The 17,838-nt window shown below is 71.4% G+C and carries 11 protein-coding genes; 7 read left to right on the forward strand and 4 right to left on the reverse strand.

The genetic code is table 11. The features are described from left to right. Positions 1–180: 180 nt before the first annotated feature. Both WMF22_RS27650 and WMF22_RS27655 read right to left on the reverse strand, forming a co-directional pair. Entirely contained in the window at positions 181–1,299 is a 1,119-nt protein-coding gene (locus WMF22_RS27650; protein ID WP_437292993.1) for a CBS domain-containing protein, read from the reverse strand. A 303-nt stretch (positions 1,300–1,602) separates the two neighbouring features. Then, positions 1,603–2,784: a mechanosensitive ion channel family protein gene (locus WMF22_RS27655; RefSeq protein ID WP_438031708.1), complete on the reverse strand. Its 1,182-nt coding sequence runs from the start codon at positions 2,782–2,784 to the stop codon at positions 1,603–1,605. Positions 2,785–3,197: 413 nt separating this feature from the next. Between WMF22_RS27655 and WMF22_RS27660 the strand changes: the two genes are divergently transcribed. The 4 genes from WMF22_RS27660 (at position 3,198) to WMF22_RS27675 (ending at position 12,240) form a co-directional block, all read left to right on the forward strand. After that, the gene (locus tag WMF22_RS27660; protein WP_437292995.1) at positions 3,198–3,794 is read left to right on the forward strand and encodes a hypothetical protein; all 597 of its coding nucleotides are present in this window, start codon (positions 3,198–3,200) and stop codon (positions 3,792–3,794) included. A gap of 533 nt (positions 3,795–4,327) precedes the next feature. Next, positions 4,328–9,358: a HAMP domain-containing protein gene (locus WMF22_RS27665; RefSeq protein WP_438031709.1), complete on the forward strand. Its 5,031-nt coding sequence runs from the start codon at positions 4,328–4,330 to the stop codon at positions 9,356–9,358. 277 nt (positions 9,359–9,635) lie between these two features. After that, positions 9,636–10,148: a hypothetical protein gene (locus WMF22_RS27670; RefSeq protein WP_438031710.1), complete on the forward strand. Its 513-nt coding sequence runs from the start codon at positions 9,636–9,638 to the stop codon at positions 10,146–10,148. 175 nt (positions 10,149–10,323) lie between these two features. Beyond that, on the forward strand, positions 10,324–12,240 hold the full coding sequence (locus WMF22_RS27675; RefSeq protein ID WP_438031711.1) for a serine/threonine-protein kinase: 1,917 nt from the start codon (positions 10,324–10,326) through the stop codon (positions 12,238–12,240). Positions 12,241–12,386: 146 nt separating this feature from the next. Here the strand turns inward: WMF22_RS27675 and WMF22_RS27680 are convergent, their stop codons facing one another. Next, complete coding sequence (locus tag WMF22_RS27680) at positions 12,387–13,511, reverse strand: phospholipase D-like domain-containing protein (protein WP_437292998.1); 1,125 nt, start codon at positions 13,509–13,511, stop codon at positions 12,387–12,389. A gap of 242 nt (positions 13,512–13,753) precedes the next feature. On the opposite strand from WMF22_RS27680, the gene WMF22_RS27685 reads away from it, so the two are divergent. The 3 genes from WMF22_RS27685 to WMF22_RS27695 all read left to right on the forward strand — a co-directional run bounded on the left by WMF22_RS27685 (position 13,754) and on the right by WMF22_RS27695 (position 16,339). Then, positions 13,754–14,470, forward strand: a complete 717-nt coding sequence (locus WMF22_RS27685; RefSeq protein ID WP_438031712.1) for a hypothetical protein — start codon at positions 13,754–13,756, stop codon at positions 14,468–14,470. Between the two features lie 7 nt (positions 14,471–14,477). After that, positions 14,478–14,963 (forward strand): DUF421 domain-containing protein, encoded by a 486-nt coding sequence (locus tag WMF22_RS27690; RefSeq protein WP_437293000.1) that lies wholly within the window; start codon positions 14,478–14,480, stop codon positions 14,961–14,963. Positions 14,964–15,238: 275 nt separating this feature from the next. Then, the gene (locus tag WMF22_RS27695; RefSeq protein WP_438031713.1) at positions 15,239–16,339 is read left to right on the forward strand and encodes a hypothetical protein; all 1,101 of its coding nucleotides are present in this window, start codon (positions 15,239–15,241) and stop codon (positions 16,337–16,339) included. 162 nt (positions 16,340–16,501) lie between these two features. Here WMF22_RS27695 and WMF22_RS27700 read toward each other — a convergent pair whose 3' ends face one another. Then, positions 16,502–17,710, reverse strand: coding sequence for a hypothetical protein (locus tag WMF22_RS27700; protein WP_438031714.1), 1,209 nt, complete (start codon positions 17,708–17,710; stop codon positions 16,502–16,504). Between the last annotated feature and the right edge of the window lie 128 nt (positions 17,711–17,838).

Raw genomic sequence — 17,838 nt, forward strand, 5'->3', positions numbered from 1 at the left:
AGCGCCCCGCCCCCTCTCCGGGTTGGCGGGGCGCTTTGCTCGAGCGTCGTTGAGTCCGGAACCACGCTCGCTCCCGATCCCGGAGGGCGGGAATCCCGCCGAGCCCCCATCGGTCACCAACGTGAACGTTTACGTGAACGTTCGGCTGTGGGAGGACGCGGCGGGAAGCTTGGTTAACGCTTATGCCGAGCCGACCTGAAGAGCCAGGTGAATCCTGCCGAGCCGGCCCCCGCGCGTGAGCGCGCCCGCGATGTCCGAGTGCTTGACGAGCCCGAGGTAGCTCTCTCCGTCGAAGACGGCGACCACCGGCGTGTTCTTCTCGATCATCTGCCGCCCCACCTCGTCGAGCGACACGTCCGCCTCCACCCGGGGCACGTCGCAGCGCATGATCCACGCGATGAACGACCCCTCCTGGCCGGCGGCCAGCGCGCACATGACGTCCGTGCGCGTCACGACCCCGATCACGCGGTCCTCGTAGACGACCGGGAAGTCCGGCTCCTGGCTCGCGAGGATCCGCCGCGCGGCGTCGCCCACGAGCTCGCCAGGCCACAGCTGGACCGCCCTGCCCTCGCTCGGAGGCTCTTCGGGCGGCGCCACGGGCGCCATCACCGCCTGCGCCGCGCTCCACTCCCGCCGCGCCTCCACGAAGAGGAGCGCCGACAGCGCGGCCACGACGAGCTGGCCGCCGAACAGGCCCATAAAGAACAGCACCGCCGCCGCCGCTTGCCCGAGCGCCGCCGTCATCGACGTCGCGAGCCAGGCGCCGGTGAGCGGCGAGAGCGCCTCGCGCAGCGCGCGCCCCCCCGCGAGCGGCAACGCCGGCAGCAGGCCGAGCAGGGCGATCCCAAGGTTCGCGCTGGCGATCCACACGATCGCGGCCTCGCGCGAGGGCGCCTCGGCGGCCTGAAGGGCCGAGATCCACCCGAGCTCGCCCACCCCGCGCTCGGCCTCGACGGCCAGCGCGAAGAGCGCCGCGAGGGCCACGTTCGCCGCAAGGCCGAGCGCGCCGCCCTGCGCCCGTCCCACAGCAGGACGCGAGCGGCTGACGATCGGGCCGAGCGGCGAGAGCTGGATCTCCCGCAGCCTCAGCCCCAGCTGCCTGGCCACGATCCCCTGCACGAGCGCCTGGAGCCCCACGCACCCGAGCAGCGCCGCGCCCAGCGCGCAGCCGAAGAGCGCGCCGCTCCAGCCGTGCCGCGCTCCCCACTGGAGCGCCCCGATCGGGAGCAGCAGGCCGAACGCCGCATGCACAAACACATCAACACCGCCGAGCCGCGTGATCCTGATGACCGACTTCATGGTGTGTTGCTCCTGGGTTCCCGAAGGCACCTGCACATGGCGAGAGGCGCAGTTCCGACGTGCCACTGCCCCCTCCCCCGGGGCGTGGCGAACACCTCGTCGCGCGCTCGACAACGGCTCGGCGGACGGGCATTTGTCCCAGATCTTTCTGATTTTACTGCAAATCACATGCCGATTTCCTGCGCCTCACCTGCGAGGGAGCGGCGCGCGGAGCCATTTCGGGGGACGCAGCGAATGCCGGGCTCATCACACGTCGCCTGAATGCCGCGGTGTGGCGTTCCGCTACATGGTGGGCGCACACCGTCACGGCGCCACATCGGGCAGCCTGTCGCCCGCTCCAGCCCGGCGCGCGCGGCCCGAGGCCGGACCACGACCCTCTGCCGCTTCCGAGAGAGAGGCGCTCCGGGTCAAACGCTCCTGCGGCAGGTACGCGCCGCCCTCCTGCTCCTGGACCCAGCGGAGCATCTGCTCGCGAAGCCAGCACCGCAGATCGAACAGCTGCCCAGGATCGCGCGCCGAGACGAGGAGACGCACCTCGATCGTGCGCTCCGTCACCTTCGTGACCTGAACGGCCTTCACGCGCTCGTCCCAGAGCGCGCTGCTCGGGAGGAGCGACTCGAAATGCCGCCGCAGGGCGTCCACCGGGGTCCGGTAATCCACGTAGATCTCGACGGTGCCCAGCTTCGCCGCCCCGTGCTTCGTCCAGTTCTGAAACGACTGGTCCAGGAGCCTCGCCGTCGGGACGATGAGCCGCCGCTCGTCCCAGATCTTCACGACCACGTGGGTCAGCCGGATCTCCTCGATCGTCCCGAACTCACCGTCCACAACGACCTTGTCGCCGAGGTCGATGGGGCGGGTGAACAGGATGTGGAGGCCCGACAGGATCGCGCCGACCGGCTTCTGCGCCGCGAGGCCGAGCACGACGCCCGCGATGCCAGCCGACGCCAGCAACGAGACGCCGACGTTCCTCACCGCCTCGAAGTTCAGGAGCACGAGCGCGCTCGCCACGATCACGATGAGCACCCGCGCGACCCGCCCGAGAACGCGCGCCTGGGTGCGGAGCCCGCGGGACGACTCGCTCCCCTCCTCGAGGTGACGCAAGGCGCGCGCGTCCAGCACCTCGGTGAGGATCCCCACGATGCGCAGAAGGAGCCACGCCACCCCGCCGATGAACAGCGCCGAGAGCAGCGAGCGCAGATCGGTCACGAGGCCCTGGCCGAGCCGCGTGAGCTTGGCGAGCCCCGCTGTCAGGACGACCCCGAGACAAAGGGTCACGGGGCCGATTGCCGCGTCGAGTGTCTTTTCGTCCCACGGCGTCGCGGTCCGCCGGGCGACGACCGAACCGGCGCGCCGGAAGACGCCCGCGGCGATCCGAGCGAGCCCGAAGCCGACCGGAACGCTCGCCGCGACGATCACCCACGGCCACACTCCATCCCCCGGGATCCCCAGCCGGGCGCCGAGCGATTCAAAGTTCGAGCTCTGCATGCGTCCACTCCTTCACCAGCGCACCAGCGCCGCGCGCGCCTCCGTGGCCTGGAGCCCCGGGGACACGGGCCTCCCCGCCGCGCTCTGGAGAGCGGTGGAGAGGGCCCTTACCAAGCGAGGCGCGCCGGGCTCATCCATCGTGTGTGCGGCGTTCCCCACGGCACACGGCGTGCCGCGGCCCCCTCCCCCGCGCGTCCAGCCCTATCTCCGCCGCTCGACGACGAGAGCTCGCGAGGACGGATGAAGGCCGGCGCGCCCCATTGCGGCGATCCGCGCCAGCGTCGCTCGACCCGCGCCGGGTGCGTGCGACCGACCCGAGCGGCGCGGCATGCGGTGTGCAAACGCAACGGGAGGTGCAGCAGAGCCGACGGCGCGTCGAGATCGGCTGAAGAGACGCGGCAAAGGGATCGTTTATGTCAGAGCGCAGAAGCCAGGTCGATGATTTCACTCGGCTCACCGAGGAGGATTTCACGCGGCTCACGCAGGAGACCGAGCGGCTCGCGAGGCACGTCGAGGATCTCCGGCACCGGATCGCCGCGACCACCGCGAAGCGGCGCGCGTCCTCCGGCACGCTCCCAGCGCAGAGCGCCGCCCCGTTCGCGCCGCCGCACGGGTCCCCCCCGGAGCGGACGCACAGCGCGACCCCGGAGCGTCCGTGCGACGCCGCCGCGGAACGGCCGTACGACACCGCCGCGGAACGGCCGGTTGACGGGCCACCGGAGCGGCCGGTTGAAGCCGCCGAAGAGCGGGCGCACGACGCGGCGTCGGAGCGGCCGCTCCGCGGAGCGACGGAGAGGCCGCCCCCCCGTCACTCTCCCTTTCCCGAGCGCACCTCGTGCCTCGCGAACGTGTCGCGATGGCTGCCGCCGCTCAGGACCGCGAGAGATGCCATGGAGTCGGGCGTCCATGAGAGGGTGGGAGAGGCAGGGCGTTACAGCATCATCACGCCGCGCAACAAGCCGAGCGATCTCCCGACGAGGCGCCGCACGCCCAAGTCCGACGTGGCCTGAGGCGCCGGCTCGGAGGGCCGCCCCGCCGGCGCGGGGGGCCGCTTCCGCCGGTGTCCCGCCGCGGCTTCACGCGCGCGCTCTGCCGACCGCGCGCCGCGGGCGCGCGCGCCTTGCGCGCCGTGCGCGCGCGCTGCGTGCTGCGCGTGGCGCGAAGCTTGCCCGGCCGAGCGCCTGCTAGTAATACGAGCCCATGCTGCTGCGCGGTGGGAGCAGAAGCGCATGGCCGACGTGCCATGAAGCCTGAACCCGAGGGGGCCCCGACGGCCGCCTCGCGGCCTTTCAGCGAGGGCCCCGCTCCTCGGCTGCAGAGAGCCCCATCGCAGCCTCTACGGATGAGTCCGCCATCCAGGCGAGAGGGCCTGTCCTCCTGCCGTCCTCTCGCGCGGCGCCCTGGGATCACGCCGGGGCACCGGCTCCGACGGCCCAGAGCGCCCCTGGGCCCCTCCGCGCCCGGGGCGCGCGCTCATTTTTCTTACTGACCGACTTACTGACCGATCGGTCCTGTCAACAGGCGGGACCAGGAGAACAGCGGCATGGAGCAGCGAAGCGACCTCGACAAGGCGGCCCGCAAGGCGAGAGCCGCCAATGGCAAGAGCAAGAAGGCCGCGTCCGGGGATGGGCTGCAGGACGGCGCCGCGCGCGCGAGGAAGGCCCGCCCGGCCGAGCGCCCCCGCGCCGCCGCGCCGCTCGAGAGCGACGAGCTCGACCGTCGGACGCTGCTGATGTCGCTGACGGGCCTGAAGAAGGGCGATTTCTCGGTGCGGCTGCCCGTCCACTGGCTCGGGCTCGACGGGAAGATCGCCGATACGTTCAACGATGTCGTCGAGCGCAACGAGAAGCTCGCGAAGGAGCTCGCCCGCCTGAGCCGCGCGGTGGGCAAGGAGGGCAAGCTCTCCCAGCGCGCCTTCATCGGCGAGGTGAGCGGCGCGTGGGCCGACGAGATCGCGTGCATCAACGCGCTGATCGGCGATCTCGTCCACCCCACCGCCGAGACGGCGCGCGTCATCGGCGCCGTGGCCAAGGGCGATCTCTCGCAGACGATGGCCCTCGAGGTGGACGGCAGGCCGCTCGACGGCGAGTTCCTCCGGACCGCCAAGACCGTCAACACGATGGTCGAGCAGCTCGGCTCCTTCGCCTCCGAGGTCATCCGCGTGGCCCGCGAGGTCGGCACCGAGGGCAAGCTCGGCGGGCAGGCCGACGTCCGCGGCGTCGCCGGCAGCTGGAAGGACCTCACCGACTCCGTCAACTCGATGGCAGGCAACCTCACCTCCCAGGTGCGCAACATCGCCGCCGTCACGACCGCCGTCGCCACGGGCGATCTCTCGAAGAAGATCACCGTCGACGTCAAGGGCGAGATCCTGGAGCTCAAGGACACCATCAACACGATGGTCGATCAGCTCCGCTCCTTCGCCTCCGAGGTCACCCGCGTCGCCCGCGAGGTCGGCACCGAGGGAAAGCTCGGCGGGCAGGCCGACGTCCGCGGCGTCGCCGGCACCTGGAAGGACCTCACCGACTCCGTCAACTCGATGGCAGGCAACCTCACCTCCCAGGTGCGCAACATCGCCGCCGTCACGACCGCCGTCGCCAACGGCGATCTCTCGAAGAAGATCACCGTCGACGTCAAGGGCGAGATCCTTGAGCTCAAGAACACCATCAACACGATGGTCGATCAGCTCAACTCCTTCGCCTCCGAGGTCACCCGCGTCGCCCGCGAGGTCGGCACCGAGGGAAAGCTCGGCGGGCAGGCCGACGTCCGCGGCGTCGCTGGCACCTGGAAGGACCTCACCGACTCCGTCAACTCGATGGCGTCGAACCTCACGGCCCAGGTGCGCAACATCGCGACCGTCACGACCGCCGTCGCCAAGGGCGATCTCTCGAAGAAGATCACCGTCGACGTGAAGGGCGAGATCCTGGAGCTCAAGAACACCATCAACACGATGGTCGACCAGCTCAACTCCTTCGCCTCCGAGGTCACCCGCGTCGCCCGCGAGGTCGGCACCGAGGGAAAGCTCGGCGGGCAGGCCGACGTCCGCGGCGTCGCTGGCACCTGGAAGGACCTCACCGACTCCGTGAACTCGATGGCAGGCAACCTCACCTCCCAGGTGCGCAACATCGCCGCCGTCACGACCGCCGTCGCCAACGGCGATCTCTCCGAGAAGATCACGGTCGACGTGAAGGGAGAGATCCTGGAGCTCAAGAACACAATCAACACGATGGTCGATCAGCTCCGCTCCTTCGCCTCCGAGGTCACCCGCGTCGCCCGCGAGGTCGGCACCGAGGGAAAGCTCGGCGGGCAGGCCGACGTCCGCGGCGTCGCCGGCACCTGGAAGGACCTCACCGACAACGTGAACTCGATGGCCGGCAACCTGACGAACCAGGTGCGCGGCATCGCCAAGGTCGTGACCGCGGTCGCCAACGGCGATCTCAAGCGCAAGCTGGTCGTCGACGCCAAGGGGGAGATCGCCGCGCTCGCGGACACGATCAACGGCATGATCGAGACGCTCGCGACGTTCGCGGATCAGGTGACGACGGTGGCGCGCGAGGTCGGCGTCGAGGGCAAGCTCGGCGGGCAGGCGAGCGTGCCCGGCGCGGCCGGCACGTGGAAGGACCTCACCGACAACGTGAACCAGCTCGCGGCGAACCTCACCACGCAGGTGCGCGCGATCGCCGAGGTCGCCACCGCCGTGACCAAGGGCGATCTCACCCGGTCCATCAAGGTCGAGGCGCAGGGCGAGGTCGCCGCGCTGAAGGACAACATCAACGAGATGATCCGGAACCTCAAGGACACGACGCTGAAGAACAGCGAGACGGACTGGCTCAAGAGCAACCTCGCCAAGTTCTCGCGCATGCTCCAGGGGCAGAAGGATCTGCTCACCGTCGGCCGGAGGATCCTGTCCGAGCTCGCCACCGTCGTGACGGCGCAGCAGGGCGTCTTTTACATCATGGATGCCTCCGGCGAGGAGCCCGTCCTGAAGCTGCTCGCGAGCTACGCGTTCAAGGAGCGCAAGCACGTCGACAACCAGTTCAAGCTGGGCGAGGGGCTCGTCGGGCAGTGCGCCCTCGAGAAGGAGAAGATCCTCCTCGTCAACGCGCCCCCCGATTACATCACGATCACGAGCGGCCTCGGCGACGCGCCCCCGGTCAACATCATCGTGATGCCGGTGCTCTTCGAGGGGCAGGTGAAGGCCGTCATCGAGCTCGCGTCGCTCGAGCGCTTCAGCCCGACCCACCAGGCGTTCCTCGATCAGCTCACCGAGTCGATCGGCATCGTGCTCAACACGATCGAGGCCAACATGCGCACCGAGGACCTGCTCAAGCAGTCCCAGTCGCTGGCGCGCGAGCTCCAGAGCCAGCAGGAGGAGCTCCAGGAGACGAACGCCGCGCTCGGCGAGAAGGCGCGCCTCCTGGCGGAGCAGAACGTGGAGGTCGAGCGGAAGAACCACGAGGTCGAGCAGGCCCGCCAGGCCCTGGAGGAGAAGGCGCGCCAGCTCGCCCTCACGTCCAAGTACAAGTCGGAGTTCATGGCCAACATGTCCCATGAGCTCAGGACCCCGCTGAACAGCCTCCTCATCCTGTCGGACCAGCTCTCCAGGAACAACGACCAGAACCTCACCGCGAGGCAGGTCGAGTACGCGAAGACGATCCACGCGTCAGGCACCGATCTGCTGGGGCTCATCAACGACATCCTCGATCTCACGAAGATCGAGTCGGGCACCGTCGTCGTCGACGTCGGAGAGATCAGCTTCACGGACCTCTCGGACTACGTTCGCCGCACGTTCCGGCACGTCGCCGAGGCGAAGAAGCTCGATTTCGAGCTCTCCTTCTCGTCGACGCTGCCGGCGTCGATGTTCACCGACGCGAAGCGGCTCCAGCAGGTGATCAAGAACCTGCTCTCCAACGCCTTCAAGTTCACCGAGCGCGGCAAGGTGGTCCTGGAGGTGACAGTGGCCCGCGGCGGCTGGAGCCGTGAGAACGAAGTGCTCAGCCGGGCCGATGTGGTGATAGCCCTCTCCGTCCATGACACGGGGATCGGGATCGCGCCGGACAAGCAGCAGATCGTCTTCGAGGCGTTCCAGCAGGCGGACGGGAGCACCAGCCGCAAGTACGGCGGCACCGGGCTCGGGCTCGCGATCAGCCGGGAGATCGCGGGGATGCTCGGCGGCGATCTCACGCTGGTCAGCGCGCCCGGCCGCGGCAGCACGTTCACGCTCTACCTGCCGCGCACCTTCCGGCCCGTGCGGGCGGCGCGGCGGCAGCCGACTCACGTCCTCGACGCGCCGCCGTCCATCGAGGATGCCGTCCACAGCAGCCGGCCGTCGGATCGCACGTCCGCGAGCGCGGACGTCCAGATCATCGACGACAGCGAGAGCGTCCGCCCCGGCGACCGCGCGATCCTGATCGTGGAGAACGACACCGTGTTCGCCCGCTTCCTCGTGGATGTCGCGCGGGAGCACGGCTTCAAGGCGGTCGTCGCGCTCCGCAGCGCGACAGCGCTCGCGCTGGTGCGAGAGATCCAGCCCGCGGCGATCACGCTGGACATCAACATGCCCGACGTCGACGGGTGGCGCGTGCTCGACTGCCTGAAGCGGGATCTCTCGGCGCGGCACATCCCGGTCCAGGTGATCACGACAGAGACGGAGGAGGAGCGGAGCCGCGCGCGGCGGATGGGCGCGGTGGGCCTGCTCAACAAGCCGCTCAGCAGCAGGACGGCGCTCGACGAGGCGTTCGCGCGGCTCGCCGGGCTGATCGGCTCGCCGCGGCGCCGGCTGCTCGTCGTCGCGCCGGACGAGGCCTCCTTCGCCCCGGTGACCGAGCTGCTCGGGGACGAGGCGGTCACGGTCGCCAGCGCGGCGACGGCCGAGGAGGCGCTCGACGCGCTCGATCGCGAGGCGTTCGACGCGATCGTGATCGACCTGCGCCTGCCGGACATGCCCGGCCTCGAGCTCATCGAGCGCCTCGATCGCGCGGGGCGCTTCGCGGATCTCACGGCCATCGTGTACGCGCCGGCCGGCGTCGCCGGGGAGGACGAGGCGCAGCTCTCCCGGCTGGCGCAGAAGCTGCCCGTGAAGCATGTCCAGTCGAGAGAGCGCCTGCTCGACGAGATTACGCTCGCGCTGCACCGCCGGCTCTCGGATCTGCCGGAGCCGGCGCGGCTCATCGTGGAGCAGCTCCACGAGTCGACCGCCGCGCTCGCCGGCAAGTGTGCGCTGATCGTCGACGACGATTTCCGCAACATCTATGCGCTGAAGACCGTCCTCGAGAGCTACGGGATGACCCCCCTCACCGCCGAGACGGGGAAGGCCGCCATCGAGCTCCTGGGGAGCACGAGCGGGATCGACGTCGTGCTCATGGACATCATGATGCCGGAGATGGACGGATACGACACGATCCGCGCAATCCGCAAACAGCCGGCATTCCAGACGCTGCCGATCATCGCCGTCACGGCGAGGGCGATGAAAGGCGATCGGGAGAAGTGCCTGGAGGCGGGCGCGACCGACTACACCTCGAAGCCTGTCGACACGGAGCAGCTGCTGGCGCAGCTCCGCATCTGGCTGCATCGCTGAGCTCGCTCCATCTCCCGTCACCGCCACTCTCCACACAACGCCCCGCGATCGCCCCCGAGCACGTCCGGCAGTTTCGTCCGCGCTGCAACGACGCCTCAGTGTGGCGCACCTGCGCAAGCTCTTGCGCGGCCCACGGGTGATCGACTGCGCAGAGTACCGAGCATTTTCCGCATTTTCATTTGGCATGCCGCCTGCTGTCGCCTTCTGTGGCGATGTGGGTTTCCAGAATACAGGCAGGGCGCGCGCGCGAGGACGTTGATCGGGAAAGGAGCTGTAGGTGAGGCCAAAGCTGGTGACCGGTCTTGTCAGGACGTGGTCGGACGCCGAGAGGTCGGTTGAGCGCGTGATGAGCTGCGGATACACGCGTGACGCCATCAGCCTTGTCATGAGCGCGGGGCGCGACCATCGCGCCGTGGACGGAGCCGCGGGCGCGGCGGCGGGCCTCGGCGGGGCGGCGGGGGCGGCCTCGACCGCGCTCGTGGTGCTCGGCACGGGCGTGGTGTTCCCTGGCCTGGGGCTCGTGGCGGCGGGGCCCATCGGGGCCGCGCTCGCCGGAGCATGCGCGGGCGGCGCGGCCGGCGGGCTCGTCGACGCGCTCGTCAGCGCCGGCATTCCCGAGCACCGGGCGAGCATCTACGACAGCGGCCTACGACAAGGCGCGATCCTCGTGGGCGTAAATGCTTCCTCCGAGCGAGACGCAGAGATCCTGGAATTGATCCTCGAGTATGCCGGCGCCGAGGACGTCCGGAGCGACAGCTCGCAGCGGCGTCCTTACGACAGCTTCATCTGAGCGGTCGCGGGGAAGGCGGGAGGCACGTGGCAACTTGCCTCGCTGAGGCGCGCTGCCGCTGACGCGCCCGTGCAGGGTTTCAGGAGCTCCCCGAGCGGTTCGCCTGGCACACGCGATGCTCCAGACTCGGCGCGTGGCGAGCGGCGGATGGCCGGAGCAGACGGCAGGAGAGCGCATGTCGAGCAACATGACCCAGGCGTTCGAGCACACCTCAGGGGAATGCTTCGAGGTGGGCACGGTGGTGGGCGAGAAATACCAGCTCCTGCGCAAAGCGGGAGAGGGCGCGATGGGGTCTGTCTGGGTCGCCGCGAACACGGCGCTCGAGGCCAATGTGGCCATCAAGGTGCTGCGGCCGGAGATGCGCTCTCCCGCGATCGCCGAGCGCCTGCTGCGCGAGGCGCGGGCCGCGGCGAAGCTCAGCCACCCCGGGATCGTGCGTGTCTTCGATCTCGGCAAGACCGCGGGCGGCACCCCGTACATCGTGATGGAGCTCCTGGAGGGCGAGGCCCTCCGGGACGTGCTCTGCCGCGAGCGCCGGCTCGCCCCCGAGGTGGCGGTCGCGATCGTGCTGCCGGTCGCGAGCGCGATGCACGCGGCCCACGAGCGGGGCGTCGTCCACCGGGATCTCAAGCCGGACAACGTGATGCTCGCGAATCAGGGCGACGGGCGGATAAGGCCCAAGGTCGTCGATTTCGGGATCGCGAAGGTGACGTGGACCGAGCCCGAGTCCGGATCGACGGGCGCGGCCGTGATCGGGACTCCGCAGTACATGCCGCCGGAGCAGGCGCTCGGGCAAGGCCACATCGATCATCGCGCGGACGTCTGGGCGCTCTGCACGATGCTGTACGAGGTGATCGCGGGTGAGACGCCGTATGCCGGGGAGAACGGGTTCGGGACGCTGCGCGCGATCATCCAGGATCCGGTGCGCTCGCTCGTCGAGCGGTGCGGCTCGGATCCGGCGCTGTGGTCGATCATCGAGCGCGGGCTGCGCAAGGATCCGGCGGATCGCTGGGGGAGCATGCGCGAGCTGGGCAGCGCGCTCGCGACGTGGCTTGTCTCGAGGGGAGTCTCGGAGGACGTGTGCGGCGCGTCGCTCCGCGCGCAATGGCTGGACGAGCGGTCCAGCCAGATCCCGTCGCCGTCGCCGCGGCTGGATGCGGTGAGCTCCGCGCCGACGCTGCACTCGCGCCGCGCGGACGACTCCCTGGAGCTGCCGTTGCCCGCGACGGCCGCGGCGGGTCACGGCGCGCCGGGGGCGGCGGCGGGTCACGGCGCGCCGGGGGCGGCGGAGCGCAAGGGGATCGAGGAGAGCGGGGAGCGCGCGTGGTCCGAGGCGACCGCGATGGTGAATCTGCCGGGGGCGGCGCCTCCGTCGCCGCGGTCGTCGTGGCGGGAGCGCTTTCCGCTCCGCGGCGTCGCGGCGGCCGGGCTCGTGGCCCTGGCGGGAGCGGCGGTGTGGAGCGTCGCGCTGGGCAAGGCCGGTCGCGCGGGCGGGTCGACGCCGGCGCTGCCGGTCCAGCCCGTGGCGAGGGTGGCCGCGGCGCCGTCTCCGGCGCAGCCAGCGCTCGAGGTGAGCTCCCCTCCGGCCGGCGTGGCGCACGGGAGCGCGGCCGCGGCGCCGCCGGCCGGGCCCACGACGCCGCGCCCGGCGCGCGCGCTGAAGGCCGCGGCCCCCGCGCCTCAGGCGCCGGCCGCGGCCGCCACGCGGGCCGCGATCGCGGCGCCGGCGGCGAGCACGCCAGCCGCGACAGGGAAGCCGCCGGCGCCGGCGGCGAGCGCGCCGCCCGGGTCGCCCGGGCCCAGCGCGGGCGCGGAGGCGCCGGCCTCGACTGCGCAGCCGGTCGCCGCCGGCTCGGCGCAGGCGCCAGGGAGCGCCGACTGTCCGGCTGGCGAAGGCCGGGAAGGCGGGGAAGCGGCCTGCCCGCCGGCGCCGGCCGCCGAGGCGCCGACGAGCCCCGTGGAGGTCTACGATGACGCCGGGACGGCCGAGAAGGAGCCGGGCGTCCACCATCCGGCGACCACCGAGGAGGGGCCGCCGGCGGCGGACGCCGGCGCAGCGGAGGGCTCTTCGAGCGCTCCAGCGGCGCCGTAGCGCCTCGGACACCGGTTGAAACCGCCTGAACAGGGCAGAGTTTCGAACTGCCAAGGACGCCAAGGATGCCAGGATTTTTATCCTCTTCTTGGCGTCCTTGGCGCGCTTGGCGGTTCATCTCTCGGTGGATCGATGAGATGGGCGCTCTAGACGCCGAGCGCCCGCAGAAACCCGCCCTCGCGCTCGGCCTCGTGGAGCGCGCCCGCGCCCGCATAGCGAGGCTCCACCAGGTCGAGGCCGAAGCTCCACAGCGCGTTGCGCGCCTGCGCGAAGAGGCCCTGCCTGGGCAGGTTGTCGAGGCGTACAGCCTCGCTCCGCCCGAGGTCCTGTTCGAACAGGCGGGCCGCGTCCCTCACGAAGGCGGGCTGCTTGACGATGAGGTTCGCCTCGCTCACCCACCTCAGGCTCGTCGGGTTCGCGTTGAAGGTCCCCACCGTCGCCCAGTCGTCGTCGATCACCGCGAACTTCGCGTGGAGCATCGACGGGAGGAACTCGTGGATCTGGAGCCCGTTCTCCAGCCATGAGGTGTACCGCGCGAGGCTCGCGTGGCGGATGGCCGGGAGGTCGGAGTCGCGCGGCACGATGATCTTCACGTCGATCCCGCGGCGCGCGGCGTCGATGAGCTCGCGCTCGAGCCCGCGCGGAGGGCAGAAGTACGCGTTCTCGATCCACACCCGCCGCCTCGCCGCGCGCACCCGCGCGAGGTGGCGCGCGTAGATGACCGCGGGCGGCGCGGGCGCGTCGGTGATGAACTCCACGTCGCCGTAGACGCCGCCCGTCCAGTAATCGAAGGAGCGCCCCGCGAGCTCGTCGGCGAGCATCCAGCGGCACTCGAACGCCCGCGCCATGTCGGTCACGCAGGGCCCCATCACCCGGCTACAGACCTCGTGCCATCCGTCGCCGCCCTCGTCGCGCGGCAGCCACTCGTCGGCCCACGCGGCGCCGCCGACGTACCCGGCGCCGTCGATCACCACGATGCGCGAGTGCTCCCGCGGGAACAGGGCGCCCCCGCGGAGCACGGCGCCCAGCGGCCTGTAGGCGCGGGCGCGGATGCCGCGAGCCCGCATGTCCTCGAAGAACGCCGCCGGCGTCGTGTGGCTGCCGAGCGCGTCGTACAGGAGCCGGACATCCACGCCGCGCCGCGCGGCGCTCGCGAAGGCGTCGGCGAAGCGACGACCCATGAGATCGTTGCGGTAGATGTACGTGGAGATCCATATCCGCTCCCGGGCGAGCGCGATGTCGTCGAGGAGCGACTCGAGCACCCATTTCATCCCGGGGAGGAGGCGCGTCGTGTGGAGAGCGCCCCCTGCCCCAGCGCGACCGGTGCTGGAGTCCGCCCTGGAGCCAGGAAACGTCGGCGCCGAGCAGGTCATGTCGAGTCCCGAACGCCGGGCGGCTGCAGCTCGATTGCCACAGGGGCCCGCGCGCCCTCACCGCCGTGGCTCAAGCAGCCCGTGTGCCACATTGCCAGGGCGCGATCGCGCGGGGAAGTCAGCAACAGGAGGCTCACCACGTGGCAAAGCGCCACGCCCACGGCGCCGTCCGCGGCGCCTGCGGGGCAAGCGGCCTCTCCGGCGCAGCGGCCGCCTCGCGAGCGGGCCGCGCGGGCGCGAGCGGGCCGCGCGGGCGCGAGCGGGCCGCGGCACCAGTCTTGAACGGCGTGGGCGCGATGATCCCCGCCGCCCGCGAGCTCTCCGCTCCTCGGCCCGCCCGGACGCGCACCAGGTCACGCCGGGCGCCGTCCGAGCCCGAGCCCACACCGCCGTCCGCGCCGCCCCTGCGGCGCCGGCTCGCCCTGGATCCTCTGCACGCGATCGGCGCGCTCGCGCTCGCCTGCGTGGCCGCGAGCGCCTTGTTCATGCACGCGCGGGGGACGCGCGAGGCGACGGCGCAGGGGCTCACGCTGCGCGTCGCCTACCCCGAGCGGATGCGCTTCCGCGACATGGAGCGGGTCACGTTCGACGTGGAGAACACGGCAGACGAACCCTGCCGGGCGGCCGCCCTCACGATCGACGAGGCGTACCTGGACAGCTTCGAGGAGCACCACACAACGCCTCTGGAGGCGGCGTTCGGGCGCTTCGCGCTGGGCGACCTCGCGCCCGGCGAGCGCCGCCGGATCGACGTCGAGCTCCGCGGCGAGCGCAGCTGGCTCGCCTCGGGCAACGCGACCCTGTCGTGCGGTGAGGAGCGCGGCGTCCACGTGCCGCTCCGCACGTTCATCTTCCCGTGAGATCACCATGGAGACCGTCGCCCGCGTCGCCTTCGTTTATGTGTTCCTCGCCGCCGCGTTCCGCGTGCTCGGCAAGCGCGAGCTCAGCTCGATGTCGCCGTTCGAGCTCGTCACGCTCATGCTGATCCCCGAGATCGTCTCTCAGGCCCTCGTGCGCGAGGCGTCGCTCGCGAACGCGCTCGCGGGCGTGTCCACCGTCCTCGTGCTCGTGTTCCTGACGTCCCTCCTGACGCACCTCTTCCCGAAGGCGTCCGAGGTCATCGACGGCTCGCCCACGGTGCTGGTCGCGAAGGGCCGTATCCTGGAGGAGGCGTGCAATCGCGAGCGGATCCAGCCGGAGGAGATCCTGTCCGAGATGCACAAGAGCGGGCTGGAGCGCTTCTCCCAGGTGCGATGGGCCATCCTGGAGGCGGACGGCGCTCTCACCATCGTCCCGGAGCAGGGCCACGGCCTGCCCGTCTCCCCGGCCAGGACGCGGGACGAAGGCGTGTGAGCGGCGGTCAGGCCGGGCGGGAGGCGCGGGCGGCTGCTGTCCGAGGGGGTGAGCGGCGCGGGCGCCCGGCGCCGCGGAGGCTCTCAGCCCGGCGCGGCGGCCGGGGCCTCCGGCCGAATCGGCGCACGGACGGCGCCTCGCCGGCTCGTTCTTTCTTCGGCTCCGGCGCACGATTTCGCAACGATCCGGAGGACCTTGCCGGACATCGTAAATAGTACAGAGGAGGGAGCTCCGCTCATGTCCGCCTCGCGCTCGCCCGCAACCGGATCCGGAGGATGAATCGCGCCGTGCTGTCGCTCGCCGCCTCGCTCTTCCTGGCGGCGCCCGCGGCGCTCGCGCAGGGCGCGCAGCGCGGCGCGCGGCTGTCCTACACGCGGGGGCCTGGCGCCGAGGGGTGCCTCGAGGAGCCGAGCCTCCGGGCGATCGTCGCCAGCCAGCTCGCCGGGGTCGACCCGTTCGTTCACGACGGTGCGCGGCACATCGAGGTCGTCGTCCAGCGCAAGGGGACGGTGTTCCAGGGAGAGATCGTGCTCCATGACCGCGATGGCCGGGAGCTCGGCCGCCAGGAGCTCTCGAACCCGGTCTGCGGCGTGCTCGTGCAGCACATCGGCCTCTCCCTCAGCATCTTCATGCGCCCGTTCCTGCCACCACGGCCTGCACCGGGGGGCGCTCCCACGCCGCCCTCAGGGCCGCCGACCCCGACGGCGCCGGGGGAGGCCGCTCCATCCGTCTCGCCGAGCGCGCCGCCCCACGCAGCGTCGCCTCCGCCGGCGCCGGGGGAGGCCGCTCGACCCACCCCACCGGACGCGCCGCCCGAGGCGCCGGCCTCGGAGCCGCCCCGCCCCGTCGCTGCGCCAGCCCGACTCGCTCCGCGCCCGGGGCCGCCGCCGGAGCGCCCTCGCCTTCAGGTGGGCGCCGGGGTCCTGCTCGGCGCCGGCGTGGCGCCCTCCGTGGCGGTCGGGTTCTCGGGGGTCGCCGGTCTCCGCTGGGAGAGGTTCTCGCTCTCGCTGGAGGCCCGCGGGGATCTTCCGATCGACACTGAGCCCTACCACGGGAGGATCATTGAGGTGTCGGGGCTGGGCGGCTCGCTGGTTCCCTGCGGCCACGCGGACTGGTTCTTCGGCTGCGCCCTCGCCACGGCAGGCGGGGTGTGGCACGTCAGGGAAAGCACCGCCAGAGAGCGCGCAGTGCCCTACGCAGCGCTCGGGTTTCGTGTGGGGCTGGAGGCGCCGCTTTCGGCTCGCCTCGCCGGGCAGCTCAGCGGAGACCTCTTGGTCAACATGCTTCGGCCGCACTTTCGGCCAATCGATGGCGAAGGGTGGTCCGCCGCGCCCATCTCGGAGGCCGTGGCGCTCCGTCTGATCGCTTTCTTCTAAACCTTCGTGCGGTTTCGCGAAGCATCGGACGCGCGCGCGGGAGCGATTTCCATGCGGGGGTTGCGAGCGCGTGCGGCGCGCTGGGGTCGCAGGCGCGTCCTTCGCGGCCTGCCACCTCCGTGAGAGGTTGCTGCCGCGTCCCATGCGGAACGAGCCGTCGACTCAGGCCGGTACAGCGCTGGTGCGATGACAGCAGAACGTCGCCGCCGCGGTCGGCGCGATGCTGCCGACCGGCTCGCCGCCGAACGCTTCGCATCGTCCGGGGTCAAGGCTGACGACGCTCACCGACTTGCTTCCGAGCGCCGTGCCGGTCGCGACCGTCCCGCAGTCGGGGGCGGCGGCCGTGATCACCTGGGCCGCAACGAGCTGCGAGCACCCTTCGTCGCTGAACGCGGAGGCCAGGACGCTGCAGGTCGCTCCGGTGGGCTCCGTGCAGCCGCAAGGAGCGCAGCCGCGGGTGTCCTCGACGCCGGCATAGAAAACGTATCGGTCCGGGTACGTGGCGGGGCAGTCCTGCTCTCCCTCGTGGTGGATGCACGTGAGAAACCCCTCCGGCGGCGCGGCGTCACCGCTCGGCGGTGCCGGCGTGCAGGTCATGCCCGGATCCGCGCACGGGGGGGACGCGTTTCCGGTGCACGCCCGGGCGACGATCGCGAAGCTCCCCGTCGTCGCGAACTCGTCGGGGCTCTCTGGCACCTCGGCGACCCTCGGTGCGCAACCTGCGGAGACGACGCGAGGCGCCTGGATCGCGAGCGACTGCACGCACGGGGCGCCATCGCAGGTCCGTCCGGCCTCGACGGCATTCGCTGAGGTGCAGGTCCCGTCCCACCCCTCCGGGGCAGCGAATGAGATCGCGGGAGCCTCGGGGCCGCCGCAAGGGAAGCTGGCGTAGGCGCTCCATTCCGCCGGCACCTCGCATGTCGCCTCCGGCGGGTCGCACGCGCAGGCGGGGCACTGGTGCGGGACTGGAGCCGCGAAATCCGCGTAGCCCTCGTAGCCGACGCTCGGAGCGGTCGCAGGGCAGCTCGGCACGGCATCAGGAGAGCCGATCCAGAGCAGCGCCGGCTCGGACCACCCGAGCGGCTCCTTCGGTACGCACTGCCCTGCGCAGACCTCTACTGACGGGATCAGATCGCCGAAATCGGACGCGATGGCGGCGTCCGTGTCGTCCTCGGCCGCGCAGGCATCGCCGCCATCGCCGCCACCGCCGCCACACCCGCCAGCTCCGCCGGCATCGGGGGGCTCCGTCGCTTCACAAGGCGTTCCCTTGGGTCCTTCATCCTCATCCCAGGGGCAGAAGTACGTCGTCGGCGTCCCGCACCCGCTGGACGCGACACCGAGCCCGAGCGCGCTCGCACAACAAACCGCCACGATCTCACGCTGCCAACGTCGCGCCCGCGTCGCCATCGCCGCTCCTCATGATCTGCGGCGCCGCTGACGGCGCGCCGCCGTAAGTGCGGCCACGTTACCAGGGAACCCAAGGGCGCCGCCAGACCAAC

The organism is Sorangium sp. So ce204 (assembly GCF_051526795.1).
GTDB classification, from domain to species: domain Bacteria; phylum Myxococcota_A; class Polyangia; order Polyangiales; family Polyangiaceae; genus Sorangium; species Sorangium cellulosum_B.